17 protein-coding genes and 1 other RNA gene are annotated in these 16,546 nt (G+C 34.1%); 14 read left to right on the top strand and 4 right to left on the bottom strand.

Annotated features, from left to right (window positions below):
* Positions 1-244: 244 nt before the first annotated feature.
* Positions 245-609, bottom strand: a transfer-messenger RNA (tmRNA) gene (gene ssrA, locus FFM65_RS07445).
* A 141-nt stretch (positions 610-750) separates the two neighbouring features.
* On the opposite strand from ssrA, the gene FFM65_RS07440 reads away from it, so the two are divergent.
* Positions 751-1,389, top strand: a complete 639-nt coding sequence (locus tag FFM65_RS07440; RefSeq protein WP_119318244.1) for a DUF3862 domain-containing protein — start codon at positions 751-753, stop codon at positions 1,387-1,389.
* A 48-nt stretch (positions 1,390-1,437) separates the two neighbouring features.
* On the opposite strand, the gene FFM65_RS07435 is transcribed toward FFM65_RS07440, so the two are convergent.
* Entirely contained in the window at positions 1,438-2,037 is a 600-nt protein-coding gene (locus FFM65_RS07435; protein WP_119318245.1) for a YitT family protein, read from the bottom strand.
* A 207-nt stretch (positions 2,038-2,244) separates the two neighbouring features.
* Between FFM65_RS07435 and FFM65_RS07430 the strand changes: the two genes are divergently transcribed.
* The 10 genes from FFM65_RS07430 (at position 2,245) to FFM65_RS07385 (ending at position 11,045) form a co-directional block, all read left to right on the top strand.
* A complete protein-coding gene (locus tag FFM65_RS07430) occupies positions 2,245-2,985 on the top strand; it encodes a DPBB and LysM peptidoglycan-binding domain-containing protein (RefSeq protein WP_119318246.1) in 741 nt (246 codons plus the stop codon).
* 662 nt (positions 2,986-3,647) lie between these two features.
* On the top strand, positions 3,648-4,472 hold the full coding sequence (locus FFM65_RS07425; protein ID WP_119318247.1) for a MetQ/NlpA family ABC transporter substrate-binding protein: 825 nt from the start codon (positions 3,648-3,650) through the stop codon (positions 4,470-4,472).
* A gap of 31 nt (positions 4,473-4,503) precedes the next feature.
* Positions 4,504-5,838: a M20/M25/M40 family metallo-hydrolase gene (locus FFM65_RS07420; protein WP_119318248.1), complete on the top strand. Its 1,335-nt coding sequence runs from the start codon at positions 4,504-4,506 to the stop codon at positions 5,836-5,838.
* A 7-nt stretch (positions 5,839-5,845) separates the two neighbouring features.
* On the top strand, positions 5,846-6,904 hold the full coding sequence (locus tag FFM65_RS07415; RefSeq protein WP_057814458.1) for a methionine ABC transporter ATP-binding protein: 1,059 nt from the start codon (positions 5,846-5,848) through the stop codon (positions 6,902-6,904).
* Between the two features lie 3 nt (positions 6,905-6,907).
* On the top strand, positions 6,908-7,597 hold the full coding sequence (locus FFM65_RS07410; RefSeq protein WP_057814460.1) for a methionine ABC transporter permease: 690 nt from the start codon (positions 6,908-6,910) through the stop codon (positions 7,595-7,597).
* A 292-nt stretch (positions 7,598-7,889) separates the two neighbouring features.
* Positions 7,890-8,720: a MetQ/NlpA family ABC transporter substrate-binding protein gene (locus FFM65_RS07405; RefSeq protein WP_119318249.1), complete on the top strand. Its 831-nt coding sequence runs from the start codon at positions 7,890-7,892 to the stop codon at positions 8,718-8,720.
* 84 nt (positions 8,721-8,804) lie between these two features.
* On the top strand, positions 8,805-9,632 hold the full coding sequence (locus FFM65_RS07400) for a MetQ/NlpA family ABC transporter substrate-binding protein (RefSeq protein ID WP_119318250.1): 828 nt from the start codon (positions 8,805-8,807) through the stop codon (positions 9,630-9,632).
* 102 nt (positions 9,633-9,734) lie between these two features.
* On the top strand, positions 9,735-10,553 hold the full coding sequence (locus FFM65_RS07395) for a helix-turn-helix domain-containing protein (protein ID WP_162897956.1): 819 nt from the start codon (positions 9,735-9,737) through the stop codon (positions 10,551-10,553).
* A gap of 99 nt (positions 10,554-10,652) precedes the next feature.
* On the top strand, positions 10,653-10,838 hold the full coding sequence (locus tag FFM65_RS07390) for a PspC domain-containing protein (protein ID WP_057814468.1): 186 nt from the start codon (positions 10,653-10,655) through the stop codon (positions 10,836-10,838).
* Between the two features lie 15 nt (positions 10,839-10,853).
* Entirely contained in the window at positions 10,854-11,045 is a 192-nt protein-coding gene (locus FFM65_RS07385) for a PspC domain-containing protein (protein WP_371851278.1), read from the top strand.
* A gap of 35 nt (positions 11,046-11,080) precedes the next feature.
* On the opposite strand, the gene FFM65_RS07380 is transcribed toward FFM65_RS07385, so the two are convergent.
* Both FFM65_RS07380 and FFM65_RS07375 read right to left on the bottom strand, forming a co-directional pair.
* Positions 11,081-11,872: an HAD family hydrolase gene (locus tag FFM65_RS07380; protein ID WP_162897957.1), complete on the bottom strand. Its 792-nt coding sequence runs from the start codon at positions 11,870-11,872 to the stop codon at positions 11,081-11,083.
* Between the two features lie 86 nt (positions 11,873-11,958).
* A complete protein-coding gene (locus FFM65_RS07375) occupies positions 11,959-12,687 on the bottom strand; it encodes a DUF554 domain-containing protein (protein ID WP_059074983.1) in 729 nt (242 codons plus the stop codon).
* Positions 12,688-12,801: 114 nt separating this feature from the next.
* Between FFM65_RS07375 and FFM65_RS07370 the strand changes: the two genes are divergently transcribed.
* Genes FFM65_RS07370 through FFM65_RS07360 form a run of 3 tightly spaced genes read left to right on the top strand, consistent with a single transcriptional unit; the run spans position 12,802 to position 16,293 of the window.
* Positions 12,802-13,692, top strand: a complete 891-nt coding sequence (locus FFM65_RS07370) for a LysR family transcriptional regulator (RefSeq protein WP_119318254.1) — start codon at positions 12,802-12,804, stop codon at positions 13,690-13,692.
* The gene (locus FFM65_RS07365; RefSeq protein ID WP_119318255.1) at positions 13,682-16,009 is read left to right on the top strand and encodes a UvrD-helicase domain-containing protein; all 2,328 of its coding nucleotides are present in this window, start codon (positions 13,682-13,684) and stop codon (positions 16,007-16,009) included. Before FFM65_RS07370 ends, FFM65_RS07365 begins: the two co-directional genes overlap by 11 nt.
* Positions 16,006-16,293: a LasU family protein gene (locus tag FFM65_RS07360; protein WP_119318256.1), complete on the top strand. Its 288-nt coding sequence runs from the start codon at positions 16,006-16,008 to the stop codon at positions 16,291-16,293. Before FFM65_RS07365 ends, FFM65_RS07360 begins: the two co-directional genes overlap by 4 nt.
* Positions 16,294-16,546: the final 253 nt, after the last annotated feature.

Genomic DNA, 16,546 nt, shown 5'->3' with positions numbered 1-16,546 from the left:
TTTATTTATTTCTCGGATACAGGACTCACTTTAAATGCTTTATAGTGTTTATCAATTTCATCTAGGGACATCTGTTATTCTTTTGAATGGATTGTTCAATTCCTGCTTTCATGTCTTATATTTTTTGATTGACATTTTGATTGACATATTCATGAAATAATATGAAACGGTTTGAAATTGAGAAAAGAAAAAAGCCAGTCACATCAAGGCTTTTAGACCTTAATACAACTGACTGAAATCTGCTTTATGGAGGTGAGGGGAATTGAACCCCTGTCCAAGCATAATGCTATGCAAGCCTCTACACTCGTAGTCGTATCATTTGAAGTTTCGCCATCATGAACGCCATACGACCCGGCTGACCACAATGACTATCCCGATGATCTCTTTTTAACTATTCAGGATGCACAGTTAAACGTAGCCCAATAATTTTGAGACCCAGTTCCAACCCTTGGGCGAAGCTAGAATGGATCACGCTTAGACTGTTTTTAGGCAGCTAATGCGTAGTTATTATTATTTTTTGCAGTTATAATAAACTGTGCGTTTTAAAGGGACGCAAGGCCCTAAGTGCAGCCTGCACGCTACTACACATGTCGAATCCAGAACACCCCCATGGTGTCCATTCACTATAATATCTAATTATTGATTAATTAGCAACTATAAAGCTTGTTTTTACAATGAAAATAATAATGCTTTAAAGGTGCTACTTTCTGTAAATATTGTTAGAATACGGGATGAAAACGGAGGTAGACAATGAACGAACAAAATGAAGGAAAACCTTTCTATAAAAGAAATTGGTTCTGGATTATGATTCTCTCCATTTTTATCATAGTGTCAGCAACTACTTATATTGCCAACTTTTCTTTCTATCAAGGAAAAGCTGATTCAACCGTAGTTAGCAAAAAGAAAACTAAAAAAACTGTCAAAGATTTATCTTTAGCTGAAAAATATAATGATTTGAAAACGGGTAAAACGGGCTATTCAAAAAAAGAAGTTATCCAATTACTCGGCCAACCGACGTCAATTCAGCAGATTGATGATACTAATCAAATAATTGATTTGACTTGGGATAAAATAGACAATGATAAATCTATCGTTATTCAAGTAACTTTTGAGAAAGGCAAGGCCTCTGCCAAATCGATTCAAGGATTAGACATTGATCGAAAACAGCTTTTGACTAAAAAAGATTACAATAAACTTCAAAATGGAGACAATTATAATCGAGTATTAGATGTGTTGGGAGACCCTGATGATTATTCTGATACTAATGGTATCAAGACATTGATATACGAATCGGATTTAGCCGAAGCAGATCCTACCTATGATGCAACAATCAAAATTGAAATAGCTAATAATAAAGTAATCAGTCTCGAACAAGAAAATCTCAAATAAAAAAAGGTGCATATGTCAAAACACGTTCTGCTTTGATATGTGCGCCTTTTATTGTGTAATTCTTTTGCGGAAGAAAGTGAAGCCTTTAATAGATAGACTAGAGATTCCAACTGACATAACGGCCAGTGAGAATGAAATCAAATCACCTAAAGCTAAATTTCCTAAACAAACTAGAGCATCGATAATGAATAAACTGATGTATTTTTCAATACCGAAGTTTTTATGAATAATCATCGGCGGAACGGTCGTCCCACCACTAGACATATTAAGTGCGTAAAGAATTGCTAAACCAATTCCAAAAATGATACTTCCTACTATTATAGAAATAACTCGGTTATTAGGTATTAAATTAATTACTGGTGTAATAAACAGCATTAATGGAAGCAAGAAACTTCCCAGTGCTAATTTAATAGTAGTTTGACGATCTAAATGTAAGTAAGCCAGTACTAACATCACAATATTTATGACAAGAACCGAGATGAATGTTGGGATTTTCCATCCTGCTTGCAACAAGATAGCAATTCCAGTGGCTCCACCGGCTGCTATACTGTGCGGCTCGAAGAACATATTTAAACTAACTGCGATAAGTTCCAAAGCAACTAACATTATTAGTAGTTTTGTGGACAATCTTTGTTTTTTATTCTTCATATATATAACTATATCATGAATATATTTTCGTAGCAATAAAAGTACTCAATACCTTTAAATATCAATGTTTCAATAAGATTACTTAAATTACATAAACAGTTGAAAATGTAACTTTGCGGTTGTTGTCATGTAATATAAACCTGTTAGTATAGCACCATAGTAATTGAGAGAGCTCAATAATCTAAAATATAAGGATGTAATTAATATATGAAAAAAGTTTTATCTATCGCTTTAGTAAGTGCAATGGCTTTATCAGGAATTCTTGCTTCAACTTCTAACACTGTTCAAGCTGCCGTAAATAACGGAGACAACACAGTGACAGTTGAAAAGGGTGATACTTATAAGAGTATTGCAGAAGCTAATGGAATTAGTATTTCTGCTCTAGAACAAGCTAACGGACGTGAAGTTGGCGGATTTGACTTGATCTTCCCAGGCGAAACAATTACTCTACCTGGTGCTACAACTACAACCGATACAACTGCTACAACAAATACAAATACAGATACAACAACTGATACATCAGCTCAAGCAACTGATGCTTCACAACAAACACAAACACAAACACAAACACAAACACAAACACAAACACAAACACAAACTGCAACTACACAAGCAGCTGCAGATACAACTTCACAAACAACAGATACAAATACAACACAATCAACAAGCACAACTGGTACTTCACAAGGAACATTCAAGATTTCATTCTATGATCCTTCAGTCTTAGGTTCTAACATGGGTTATAGTGGTGTTGCTGCTAATCTATCAGTCTTCCCTAAGGGAACTCAATTAAAAATTACTTTAGCTGATGGAACAGTACTCTATAGAACTGTTAATGATACAGGAACATTTGCCAGCAGTAACTCACAACAATTAGATGTTGCTATGCCAAGTTCATCAATTCCTTCATATGGTGTAACCACAGCTTCTGTTGAAGTGTTATCATAGGCATGTACCAGACAATTGCAAAAGAAATCTCCTATTAATTTAGGGGATTTTTTTATTAGTAAAAATTTAATTTTTTAATGTAAAATGATAAATGAAAATAAATTTTTAAACTTTTTATTTCTAAAAATATATTGTTTTAACGTTATAAAATGCATAACGACAAGTCTGATTAACGGTTGATGTTAATGGATTTAAACGGATTCTCTGTTATAAATGACGTTTGGCATAAAATTTGAAAATTAGAAAACTAACTGAAAAAACTTATTTTTATTGATTGACATTTCAAAAATTAGATTGTATTATTTAGCCAACGATTAACAAAGAGATATTTATTAAACAATTTGATCGGGGGAAGTAATTCAACCTCGTTAGTACAGAAAGCCTCTAATTGCTGAGATGAGGACAACGACTTGAATGAAAATGACCCGTGATTGGTGCGCTGAATCTTCGGATAAAGATGCAATGGTTGGTACCCTTTACAGTACACGCGTATAGAACCTTTGTACGTTGTTAAGGGGATAAGTGTAAATTTATTCCGAATTAGAATGGTACCGCGGAAAGCCGCTTCTAACATTGAACCCAGTGGGTTTAGTTAGAAGTGGCTTTTTTGTTTTTATAGATATTTTCAGTTGATTAAGTATTAGTTAAGGTGGGAGAGAAATATGAGTAAATTTAAGAAGTTTAGCAAGGTTATCTTATTAGCCTTCACAGCATTGTTTATTTTTGTATTAGCTGGTTGTGGCAAGCAAAGCAGCGACAAAACAGTGAAAGTTGGTATTAATCCTTCTGATGAAGAAATTTGGAAGGTAGTTAAGAAGAACGTTAAGAGTGAAGGCATTGATTTACAGATCAAGACTTTCAATGATTACAATCAACCAAATACAGCTTTGAACCAAGGAGAAGTTGATATCAACGCTTATCAACATACTGATTTCCTAAATTCATGGAACAAAGCACACAAAACAGATTTAGTTTCAATCGGTAAAACAGTTATTCAACCAATGGCTCTTTACTCAAAGAAAATCACAAAGCTTAGTCAATTAAAGAACGGCGACAAGATTGCTATTCCAAATGATGCTTCAAATGAAGCTCGTGCATTACAACTACTGGAATATAACGGTATTTTAAAACTAGATGATAGCAAGACATTGCCATCAACTAAGGATATTAAAGAAAACAAATTGAACTTGAAGTTTACAACTGTTGATGCAGCTCAAACAGCTCGTGTCATGGATGATGTTACTGCTTCAATCGTTAATGGTAACGTTGCTAACGATGCTAAGTTGAATCCTAAGAAGGCTGTTGTTACAGAAAAAATCAACAAGAACTCAATTCCTTGGATCAATATCATCGTTACTCAAAAGAAAGACAAGAACAATAAGACTTACAAGAAGGTTGTTAAAGCTTTCCAAACAAAAGATGTTGAAAAAGCTATCAAGAAAGTTTATGGCGGAAACGAAATTCCAGCCTGGAACGCAAAATTATAATCAGACGTTAAAAATATGAGGAGGTTTTCTAATGTCAAAATTATCAGATCCATTAATTCAGAATTCGATTGAAGATTTAGAGAAATATATCGCACTGCCATCTGTTTCAGCAAAGAATCAATCTATCCCTGAGACAGCCGAATTCCTCAAAAATCTACTACAAGATTTCGGAGCCGATGTTACAGTTTGGGACGAATTTGAATCCCCTGTTGTCTTTGCAGAAATCAAACCTAAAAAGCCAAGTGATACTACCATCCTGATTTACAATCACTATGATGTACAACCAGCTGAACCACTTGAGCTTTGGAATTCAGATCCTTTCAAATTGAAAGTGACTGATGATAAATTTATCGGACGTGGAGTTTCTGATTGTAAAGCTGACTTAATTAGTCGTATCACAGCTTTAAAAATTTATCGTCAAGAACACGGAGATTTACCTTGCAACATTAAATTTTTAGTTGAAGGACAAGAAGAAGTTGCTAGTCGTCATTTGGAAGATTATTTGAAAAAGTATTCCGACAAGTTATCGGCGGATTTGGTAATTTGGGAATCAGGTTACAAGAACGAAAAGGAACAATTTAATTTCACTGGTGGAAATAAAGGTGTTCTCTGTTTTGAACTTGAAGCCACTTCTGCAAATATTGATCTTCACTCATCATTTGCTGCAGTAGTTGATTCCGCTACTTGGAGATTAGCTCAAGCTTTGAATGCTTTGAGAACTCCAGAAGGAGACATTAAGATCCCTGGTTTCTATGATGATGTTGTAGAACCAACTCAAAAGGAAATTGATTTAGTTAACAAGGCAACTAATCCTGATTTGAAATCAAAATGGGATTTGCAAGTTCCATTGTTGAAGAACAAGTCAGTTAATTACAATTTGACTTTCAATCCTACTATTAATATAGAAGGAATTAGCAGTGGCTGGGAAGGACAAGGTGTTAAAACCGTTACTCCTAAAGCTGCTACAGCCAAATTAGAGTTCCGCTTAGTACCAAATCAAGATCCACATGATTTATTCGATAAATTAACCAAGTATTTAAATGATCAAGGATTTAAAGATATTAAAGTTAAGTATTTATTAGGTGAAAAGGGTTATCGTTGGGATTTAGATAGTCCAATCGTTAACAAGTTGATTGATACAGCTAAAGATTTCTTTGGTGGAGAGGATAAAATAGAAGCTTTGCCATCAAGTCCTGGTACTGGTCCAATGAACCTAGTCAACCACTACACAAAGGCTTCAATCGTTTCAACTGGAGTTAGTTATTCAAAAGCTGGCAATCATGCACCAAACGAAAATATTCGGATTCAAGATTACTTAGATTTCATTGATTTCTTTAATCAATTCTTGGGTAAATTAAGGGAGTAGTAAATAAATGGCAGAACAAAATGGGATAATTCAGCTAAAAGATATTGACGTTACTTTCCATAACGAAGGTAAAACAATTGAAGCCGTTAAAAATGTTTCAATTGACGTTCAAAAAGGTGACGTCTTTGGTGTTATTGGTTATTCTGGTGCCGGTAAAAGTACGTTGGTTCGGGTAATTAATTTATTGCAACAACCAACTTCCGGTTCAGTGATCGTTAACAACCAAGATATGCTCAAACTAAGTCAAAAAGATTTACGTAAAGCACGTCGTAATATAGGAATGATTTTCCAACACTTTAATCTAATGAACTCTTTAACGGTTTATGGAAATGTTGATTTTCCATTGAGAGATTCAGGATTGAGTAAAGCAGAACGTAAGAAGAAAATTGACCATTTACTAGATATTGTTGGTTTGAGTGACCGTGCTCATAACTATCCATCACAATTATCTGGTGGTCAAAAACAACGTGTTGCGATTGCCCGTGCTTTAGCTTCAGATCCAGAGATTTTGATTTCTGATGAGGCAACTAGTGCTCTAGATCCAAAGACCACAACCGAAATTTTGAATTTGTTGGGTCGTTTGAACAAGGAACTAGGTATCACAATCGTTATCATCACTCACGAAATGGACGCTATCAAACAAATTTGTAATCGTGTTGCCGTCATGGAGAACGGTCAATTGATTGAAGAAGGTAGCTTATTGACAATCTTTGGTCAACCTAAAGAAAAACTTACTAAGGATTTTGTTAACACTTCAACTCATATCGGTTCAGTCCTTGATGAAATTAGAGAGAGTGGCATCGTTGATAAATTATCTGGTCGTTTGATCGAACTTAATTACATCGGTGATTCTACTAATGAACCAATTGTAGTTGAACTTTATAAGCGCTTTGAAGTTGAAGCTAATATTTTGTTCAGTAATATTGAAAGATTACAAAATACCACTGTTGGTATCATGCTCTTTGCTTTAACCGGTGAAGATCAAAAAGTTGAAGAAGCTATCAAGTATTTGAATAGCTTGAACGTAAATGTTAAAGAAATTAGTTTAGAGAAAGAAGGCAAATAATTTATGGCAGATTTAGTTAATAAATTTTTACCAAACGTCGTCGCCAATTGGGAAGGTGACAATGGTTTCGTAGTCGCAATTTGGCAAACATTATATATGACTTTTGTCAGTGCCTTATTTGCCGGAATCATCGGAATTATCTTAGGAATTTTACTAGTTGTCACAGCAGAAGATGGCATTACACCACATAAAGCTTTCTATACTTGCTTAGACAAATTAGTTAACCTATTCAGATCAATTCCTTTCATTATCTTATTAGCTGTTATTGGACCATTTACTAAGCTAGTTGTCGGACAAACAATTGGACCTACTGGAGCCTTAGTTCCGTTAGTTGTAGGTACTGCACCATTCTTTGCCAGACAAGTACAATTAGCTTTAGTTGAAGTTGACCCTGGTGTTATCGAAGCTGCTGAAGCAATCGGACTTTCACCAATGAAGATCATCTTTAGAGTTTATTTACGTGAAGGACTTCCAGAATTAATCCGTTCTGGTACTTTAACAATTATCAGTTTGATTGGTTTGACTGCCATGGCCGGTGCCGTTGGTGGTGGTGGTCTAGGTAACATGGCTATTTCCGTTGGTTATCAACGATTCGAAAATGATGTTACCATCGTATCTATGTTATTCATCCTAGTTCTTGTTTTTGTAATTCAAGGAATTGGTGATTTCGCAGTACGTAAATTAGAACATTAATAACAAAGTGAACGAAAAAGTAGTCTATTTACCATAATTTGTCCAGAAAATCTCGGTAGCTGGGAAGAGATCAAATTAATAGATGAAAAATGACTCGTGATTGGCATTCCCGAATAATCAAGGAATGATGGCTAGTACCCATTAAAATACTGACATGTGTAATGCATGTTGATAAGAAAAGTAAGTGTGAATTTACTTTTGAAATAGAATGGTACCACGCCAAATAGCGTTTCTATCCAAGGGATGACCTTTGATAGGAACGCTTTTTTAGTTGAGAAGGAGAGAGATATCTATGAAAAAACTTAAGGGATTATTTTTGTTAGTTGTTGCTACATTTAGTTTGTTTCTATTAGCTGCTTGTGGAAATTCACAGGCTAGTGGTAATGGAGAAAAAACAGTTAAAATCGGTGTCACTGGTTCCGACCACAGAACTTTAGATGCCGTAGCTAAAAAGGTCAAAAAAGAAGGAATAAACATTAAAATTGTTGAGTTTTCTGATTACAATCAACCAAATACCGCCTTACAACAAGGTGAAATTGATTTGAACGCCTTTCAAACAGTGACTTTCCAAAATGATTGGAATAAGAAACACCACAGCAATATTGTTTCAATCGGTTCAACAGTTATTGCACCAATGTCACTCTTTTCTAAAAAAGTAAAAAGTGTTGATCAAATCAAAGAAGGATCTAAAATTGCCATTCCTAATGATGCCACTAATGAAGGTCGTGCTTTACAATTACTAGAAAGTGCCGGCTTGATTAAATTGGATAACAGCAAGATTCCTAATTTGAAAGATATCACCGAAAATAAATTAGATTTGAAGATTTCAGCTCTTGATGCTGCTCAAACTGCTAAATCACTTGATGATGTTACAGCTTCTGTTGTTAATAGTGGTGTTGCTAACGATTCTAAGTTGGATCGTAAGACAGCCATTTATCAAGAAAAGGTAACTTCTAAGTCTAAACCTTACGTCAATATTATTTCTGCTAATAAAAAAGACAAGAATAACAAGACTTATAAGAAGATTGTTAAAGCTTATCAATCAGAAGATATTGCTAAAGAAATTAAAAAAGACTATAACGGTTATGAACTACCAGCTTGGAATTACAAGATTTTACAATAGAATAGTTTTTGCTTTAATTGTTTTGCCATAAGAGGGCATTTCTATTAAGCAAGGGGATGCCTTTTCAAATTTGAGGAGGAAATCATGCTAAAGAACCGAATTAAGGGAATATTGTTAATATTCATTACCACACTTAGTTTGTTCATTTTAGCTGGTTGTGGGGGCAATCAGTCAAGTAGTAAAACCGTGAAGGTTGGAATTACAGGTGCTAATGATCCAGCACTTGAGAAAGTCAAAGAAATTGTCAAAAAAGAGGGAATTAACATTAAAATCGTGCAATTCTCTGATTACAGTCAACCCAATACCGCATTAGCTAATGGTGAGATTGATATGAACGATTTTCAGACCTATACTTTTCAATCCGATTGGAATAAGAAACATAAGACAAATATTGTTACTTTAGGAACCACCGTCATTGCACCAATGTCACTCTTTTCTAAGAAGATAACTAAATTGAGTCAGCTTAAAAAAGGTGATCGAGTTGCCATACCAAATGACGTGACGAATGAAGGGCGAGCTTTACAGTTACTAGAAAGTGCCGGCTTGATTGAATTGGATAATAGTAAGATTCCTAATTTAAAGGATATTACTAAAAATAAAGTTGGAATTAAAATCTCATCACTTGATGCTGGTCAAACTGCTAAATCACTTGATGATGTAACAGCTGCTTGTGTCAACAGCGGTGTTGCTAGTGATGCTAAGTTAAACCCTAAAGATGCAGTTTATCGAGAAAAAATAACTGCTAAGTCTAAGCCATATGTCAATATTCTTTCTACTAATGCAAAGGATAAAAACAATCCTACCTTCAAAAAAATTGTGAAGGCCTACCACACTAAGGAAGTTGCTGATGTTATAAAAAAGCAATTCCATGGCTATGAAAGTCCAGCTTGGACTTATAAAATTTTACAATAACTTAAAAAGGAACTGTTTTTGAAAGCAGTTCCTTTTTGTATGTTTTTATTCCAATTTTCCTTTAGAATAAAGGTAGTATACAAGAGAGAAATCAGGGATAAAATGAAAAATTTAGGGAGTGTCTTAAAAGAGTTACGAAAAGAAAAGGGCTTAACCCAAAAAGAATTGGCTGATGGAATTTGTGCACAATCAATGTTGTCAGCAATTGAAAATGATGTCTACGTACCAAATGCAAATTTATTGATTAATTTGGCTAATCGTCTGGGAGTCGATTTGGGAGAAATAAGTTTAGCTAATAATTTTGCTATTAGTGATAAAGCTGATTTTAATGAAATGATTGATGAGCTTTGTAACCAACATCAGTATCAACAATTGCTTGGATTTCTACACAAACCTGAAGTATTGGATAATTTACAAACGGCTAAACAAATGCAAGTTTATTATTACTACTTAGGTGTAGCTCAATTGCAGACTAATGCCGTTGATGAAGCAGTGAGATCGTTTAAGTTGTCATTGACAGAAATTAATCATTTACACTTGGATACGATTTCGCGTTTGGCCTATTTAGCTATGGGTTATATTTATTCATTGAAAAATAAACGCACAGCGGCCGTGGATAATATCGATTTAGCTTTTCGTAATTGGGATGATTACAATTATGATGAAAACCAAAATATTTTATATTATTTAGCCGCATTGATTTATTTCAAGTTGAACGATTATCAAAATTCAACCGCTTATTTGGTAGATGGGATTACCTTCATTGCCAAACACAATTCTCATTATATGTTAGCCAACTGCTATTTCTTGATGGCTCGACTAGCTCAAGAAGCTCATGATGATGATGAACGTCTTGAAGCTCACCGTCGGAAGGATTTATTTAGCGAATTGTATAATGAACAAATCTTTCAAGATTTCTAAAGTATGTGACAAATTTGTAAGTCAATTGTAAGTATTATAAATGTAATTATTTAGAGGAATAGATTAATATATTAAATAAAGATAAAGGGGGAAGCAAACATGCATATTCCAATTAAACGTTCTTACAGTAACAAAGTTTTTGCAGGGGTAATTGGTGGATTATCAGAGCACTTCCAATGGAATCCAGCGGTTGCCAGAGTTTTATGGGTAATTGTTAGTTTAACGCCATTCCCAGGTATTATCGCTTATTTAATTCTCTGGATGTTGATGGAAAATCCGGATTAATCTGTTGAGGTGAAAATGATGCATATTTCAGTTAGAAGATCTAAAGATAATCAAGTATTAGGTGGTGTCATTGCTGGTTTCTGTGAAAAGTACGATTGGAATCCAGCAGTTGGTCGGATACTGTATGTGGCCTTGTCATTGACATCGATTTTTCCAGGTATCATCGTTTACTTAATTTTGTTGTTAATTATGGAAAAACCACAATAAAAAAGCTCGTTAGATGAAAAGTCTAACGAGTTTTTTTATAAATTAAAATAAGTTTGCAAAGTATTGAGAACACCATCGTGATTGTTGTCAGTTTCGGTGACTAAGTCAGATGCTTTTAATATCTCAGATTTAGCATTTTTCATAGCAACGCCAAGGCCAACTTCTCGAATCATTTCTAAATCGTTAAGATTATCGCCAAATGCCATGATTTCGGTTAATGGAATACCCTTCAGTCTACTCAAACGATTCAAAGCAATGCCTTTATCAATGTTGCTACGCATGATATCGATACTGCCAAAACCGCTGACAGCTGCGTAAACATCGTTTCCATAATGTTCATTTAAAAATTCGATAGCCTGAGTTAAATCGTTGTGTTGCAATTGAATGTTGAATTTGAAGAAGGTATCGTCAACTTTGAATAAGTCAGGAACAATTTTGAGATTCTTCATGTGATAAAGTGGCAGATCTTTCTTGTTTTCAGCGTAAGTAGCATTTTTACCAGAAATTGATAACGATTTTAAATCTAATTCACTAGTTAGAGCCTTGATCATGTCGTGAACTAGAGCTTTAGGCATGGGATGTTCAAAGATAGTTTTGCCTGCTTCAACTATTTGAGCACCGTTTTCAGCAATGAATAAATCAATATCAGGAGTTTTTGCAAAAATTCTTCTCAAATGGTCATAGTTGTTACCACTCGCTACAGTAAATAAAATATTTTTTTGATGAAGTTTATCGATATAATCATTTAAACGCTTTACATCATAATTTTTATCATCGTCAAATAAAGTTCCGTCGATGTCAGTTGCAACTATTTTTATTTCAGCCAAATTATTTCCTCCTATTTGTTTCATCAGTAAAAATGATACACGACTAAAACAAAAAAACAACCGACTTATGTAATCGGTTGTAAGTACTAGAGTAGTGGTAAGAACCAGTTAGCCCAGATCCAACTTAATGGCATAATAATTACCATTGCCGGAATCATGTCAGCTATTGGGAACATCTTTAATTTGACCATTCTAAAGCCGGTTGCCAGCATTAAGAAACCACCGCAAGCTTTAAAGTCTAAAATCATATTAGGAGTTGTTAATGGGAAAATAAATCTGGCAAGCAAGAATAAAATATAGAACAAAATAAATTGTGGTATAGCAATAATAGAAACAACGTATCCTAAGTTGCAAGCAAAGATTGCTGCGGTAAAGAAATCAAGCACTGATTTGGAAATTAAGATAGTTGTATCGCCAGTCATACCGTTGTCCAAACTTCCATAAATACCAGTACCACTAGCACAGAAAAGCACAATAACTGTTACTAAGGTGTTGATAAATTCCTCTTGTGACATGTCAGAATTGTTATTTGGAAAAAATTTAGAAATCGGTTTTTGCATTTCCATGGCACCTTTGTCGATCCATTTACCCAAATGCATCCAAAGACCGATACCAGTACCGATAACTAATGCAAAAATAACGGCAGGCATATATTTCATCGGTGCGATAGAATAAATTCCCATACCCATGGAACAAACACCAAAAATTAATGTGATGTCTTTTTTGAATTGTTCACTAAATTTATCACCCAAAAAGCCACCGAGCAGTCCACCGAACAAAACGGAAGCTGCATTAATAATAACGCCAGTTGGCATATTCGTAATACCCCTTTCAAATAAGAACTATGTTCAACTTTAAAATTGGCAGGGTGAATAAACAATTCAAAAATTATGATATAGTATTCTAAAATGGAATAGGAGGTGTCGGAAATGGATTTGCACAAGTTACAAATTTTTGTAAATTTGTCCAAAACGTTAAATTATACTGACACGGCTAACAACTTGTTCACTACGCAAGGAAATATTTCTAAGCAGATTTTAGCACTTGAAAAAGAGTTAGATGTGCCATTATTTAAACGAGCTCATCGTAAAATTGAATTAACTCAACAAGGCGAAATCGTCCTGCCTTATGCCAAAGAAATCCTCGCCAAATACGGTGAAATGACAATTAAATTAGCGGATTTTCAAGATGCTAAGAATTTAACAATTGAAATGCATACTATTCCGACAATGCCTAGTTACGTTAGTTTTAATCTGATTACGAAGTTTTTGCAGCAACATCCTGAAGTTCACATGCAGCTGAAAGAAGAAGAGAGTTATAACTTAGTAACTTCTTTAAAATCCGGTCGCTGTGAAATTATTTTTGCTCGGATGTTTGATTTTGATGATTCTGATTTGGAATATATTGAAATGGAAGATGATGACTTCGTGGCCGTCTTGCCGAAGAATCATCCCTTCGTTAATGAAGAGATGATAGATTTAAAAAAACTAAAGAAAGAACGTTTCTTAATACTGGGACCGTCAACGAATCTTTACGAACCTGTAATTAAATTGTGTCAGATGGCAGGATTCAAACCAGATATTAGTTATCAAGGTACACGTGTTGATTTGATCATGCAGATGGTTCAAAATAATATGGGTGTTTCTTTAATGATGAAAAAAACTGCACAGAATTTTGATAGCCAAGATTTTAAGATGGTGCCGTTAACGACTAATATCGCCAATAAATTATGTTTTGTTAGAGTTAAAGGTCAACATTCAAGTGCTAATAATATGTTTTGGAAATATGTCAAAATGCATATGAAAGATATTGGGGGATAAGAATATTCAAGATTTATCAACGAAGCAAATAATCGATCTGATGGAATCAGGTCTTAATATGAAGTTCTCCGATGAACAAATTGCTATTTTGGAAAATGATTTTACTAATCCATTGCTAGTTAATGCTTGTGCGGGAGCTGGTAAGACGACGATTTTTATTTTGATGGCTTTGATTGCTATTGCTAAAGGTGATGCCGATCCAGATGAAATTTTAGGAATTACTTTTTCTCATAAATCACGGGTTGATATGGGAGATAAATACAATAAATTTGTGAATGAATTGGGTGAAACGGGATTACAACTATTAGATGGTCGTCCTAATTTCACTACTTTTCACGCCTTGTTTTATCAATTATTACGTCAAAATCAAGAGTATCAACAAGCACGGGTCTTAACGAGCTATCGTTTATTCACTCGAGAATTATCTGATACGATCAAACATCCCAGTACAATGATCACAAAATCGGAAATGTTGGAACAAATGTTTAATCTTAATGAATATTTGATCAATCAGGATTTAACGACTGACGGGATTTTACCAACTAATAAGACCGTCGAAGAATCTATCAAGGAAATGTCACAATTTTCCCGTCAGACTCACGATGACAATTTCTACTATGATTACGTCGATGTAATGACAAAATATCAAGAATTGAAACGACAAAATGGCTATATTGATTTTAATGATATGAAGATGCTGCTGTTGAAAAGTATGGAAGATCCCAATCATTTGCAGTTTTATCAACGAATCATGTCTCGCTATAAGATTGCGGTCATTGATGAGTTCCAGGATATCGACAACTTGCAGTGGAAAATTATTTCTAAATTACTCAGTCCAGAAACGATGCAACATCTAATCGTGATTGGGGATGATGATCAGAGCATTTATGCCTTTCGTGGTAGTAATCCGAAATTTATTTTGAATTATAAAAAACTATTGCCTAACGCCCAAAAGAAGAATCTTTCGACCAATTATCGAACAGGTGAAAAAATTCTTCAAAAAGTTATTCCTTTGATTAAAGAAAATCATGTTCGTTTGGACAAAGATTTACTGTCAGGAAGAGCTGGTGTTGGTAACTTTGTGCTTTACAGTAGTAAGAAGTCTGGCTTTAGTCGTAAATCTAAAATGCTCAAACATTTAGTCAAACAAATCAATGATCCTAATATTGACAATGACGACATTGCCATTTTAGTTCGCTATAATTCTTCACGAATGCTGTTGGCTGATTGGTTGGCTAACAAAGAAATTTATGCTGATATTAACAATGCTAGTGCCATTTTGCAGAATAATTTAATTTATAGAATTATTACTGAACTGATGAAGGCTCTGTGGAAAGATGAGTATAAGTATTTTTCTGAACAGTCGAATCGAATTGGTTTCAGTAAATACAGAAATCACACGCAAAAAGTCGAAAATCGAGCTGATGATAAATTTCGTAAATTAAGTAAGTATTTGTTAGCGGCAGAAAGTTACAATGCTGAATTCAATACGCCATTAAAACGGACGGATGAACGAGTTCAAATTTATTTCAATAGCATCAAGCGTTTCAAACAGCGGATGGAACAAGCTGATAACAAAGAAAGCCAAGAAAAAATTTCAAAAGCTCTGATCAAAGATTTATTACAAGCAGCTATTAAGTTAACGGATAAGTATTTTGATTATATGATTCAGAAGAAATTCATGGCTAAATCTGAAGTGAATGAAATTAAAAATTATCTCGAAGAAGAATTGGAAACTTATCACAATATTGATGATTTCTTTTTCGATGAAGAACAGAAAAAATCGATTTTATCAAGTCAAGTGGAACGAAACAAACAAGAGCATCACATTCAATTCTTATCTTTGCATCAAGCCAAAGGATTAGAGTTCAAGTACGTTTATTTGTATGGTTTAACGAATAAAGAAGTTGAAAAACCAGGTTTGTCGATCAATGAATGGTTCCCACCAGATATGACTTTTGAACAATTTACTAAAAAGTGGAGTCTGATTTATAACAAGAGTTATGAATATTTGGGTACTGCTTTAGGTGCTACGAGAATTTCCGATTATCAAGATTTTTGGAAGAATAATGCTTTTAATCCAATTAATTTAAAAGAGACGCTACACAAGAAAAAAGAGACAACTATGTTTCATAATTTTTATCAAGAAGTTAAAAACTACTCAGAATTTATTGAAGAAGAAAGACGGTTGCTGTATGTTGGAGTTACTCGAGCACAGGAAGAATTGTGCATGAGGATTGCACCAGATTCTAATCCATTGTTATTTGAGTTAAATTTGCCAAAGAAGAAGAAAAAAACGAATGGGGATAAAAAATGAAAATACGTCGTACGATTGAAATAGTTCCTAGTTTTGTTCTGATAGCGATTTTTATTTATAGTTTATATCTTAAATCTGTCAATGGTGACTGGGTGAATTTGTTTGTCATTGGAGTAGCTGGGTTGAGCGCTTATATTCCAGTGGCGGTGTTTATTGAAGCAATTGCTAATTCATTTCGAAATATTCGACCAGTGCCATTACGGGATAAACTTTTTTACGGATATATGATAATTATTTGGGTGATTGCCTTAGTGGTTGCGATTGGTTCGATGGGTCAAGCTTAGTGATGAGAAATCGTCATTAGGCTTTTTTTTATTGATGTACCTTCATATGATAATTATTTGGGTAATTGTCTTAATGGTTGAATTAGGATTGATGAGCAAGCGTAATGATGGGAAATCATCATTAAGCTTTTTATGTTGAATTAAGTAATATTCATGAGATTATTCTTTAGAAATGGAGTATACTTTTACTTTTTTAATATAAAAAAACTGGTATCATAAATTTTTTTTTTGAAGATAATATGGCAAAAAAATA

The sequence above is a fragment of the Companilactobacillus formosensis genome, assembly GCF_005405305.1.
Taxonomy (GTDB): Bacteria; Bacillota; Bacilli; order Lactobacillales; family Lactobacillaceae; genus Companilactobacillus; species Companilactobacillus formosensis.
This window is presented reverse-complemented; position numbering and strand designations above follow the sequence as displayed.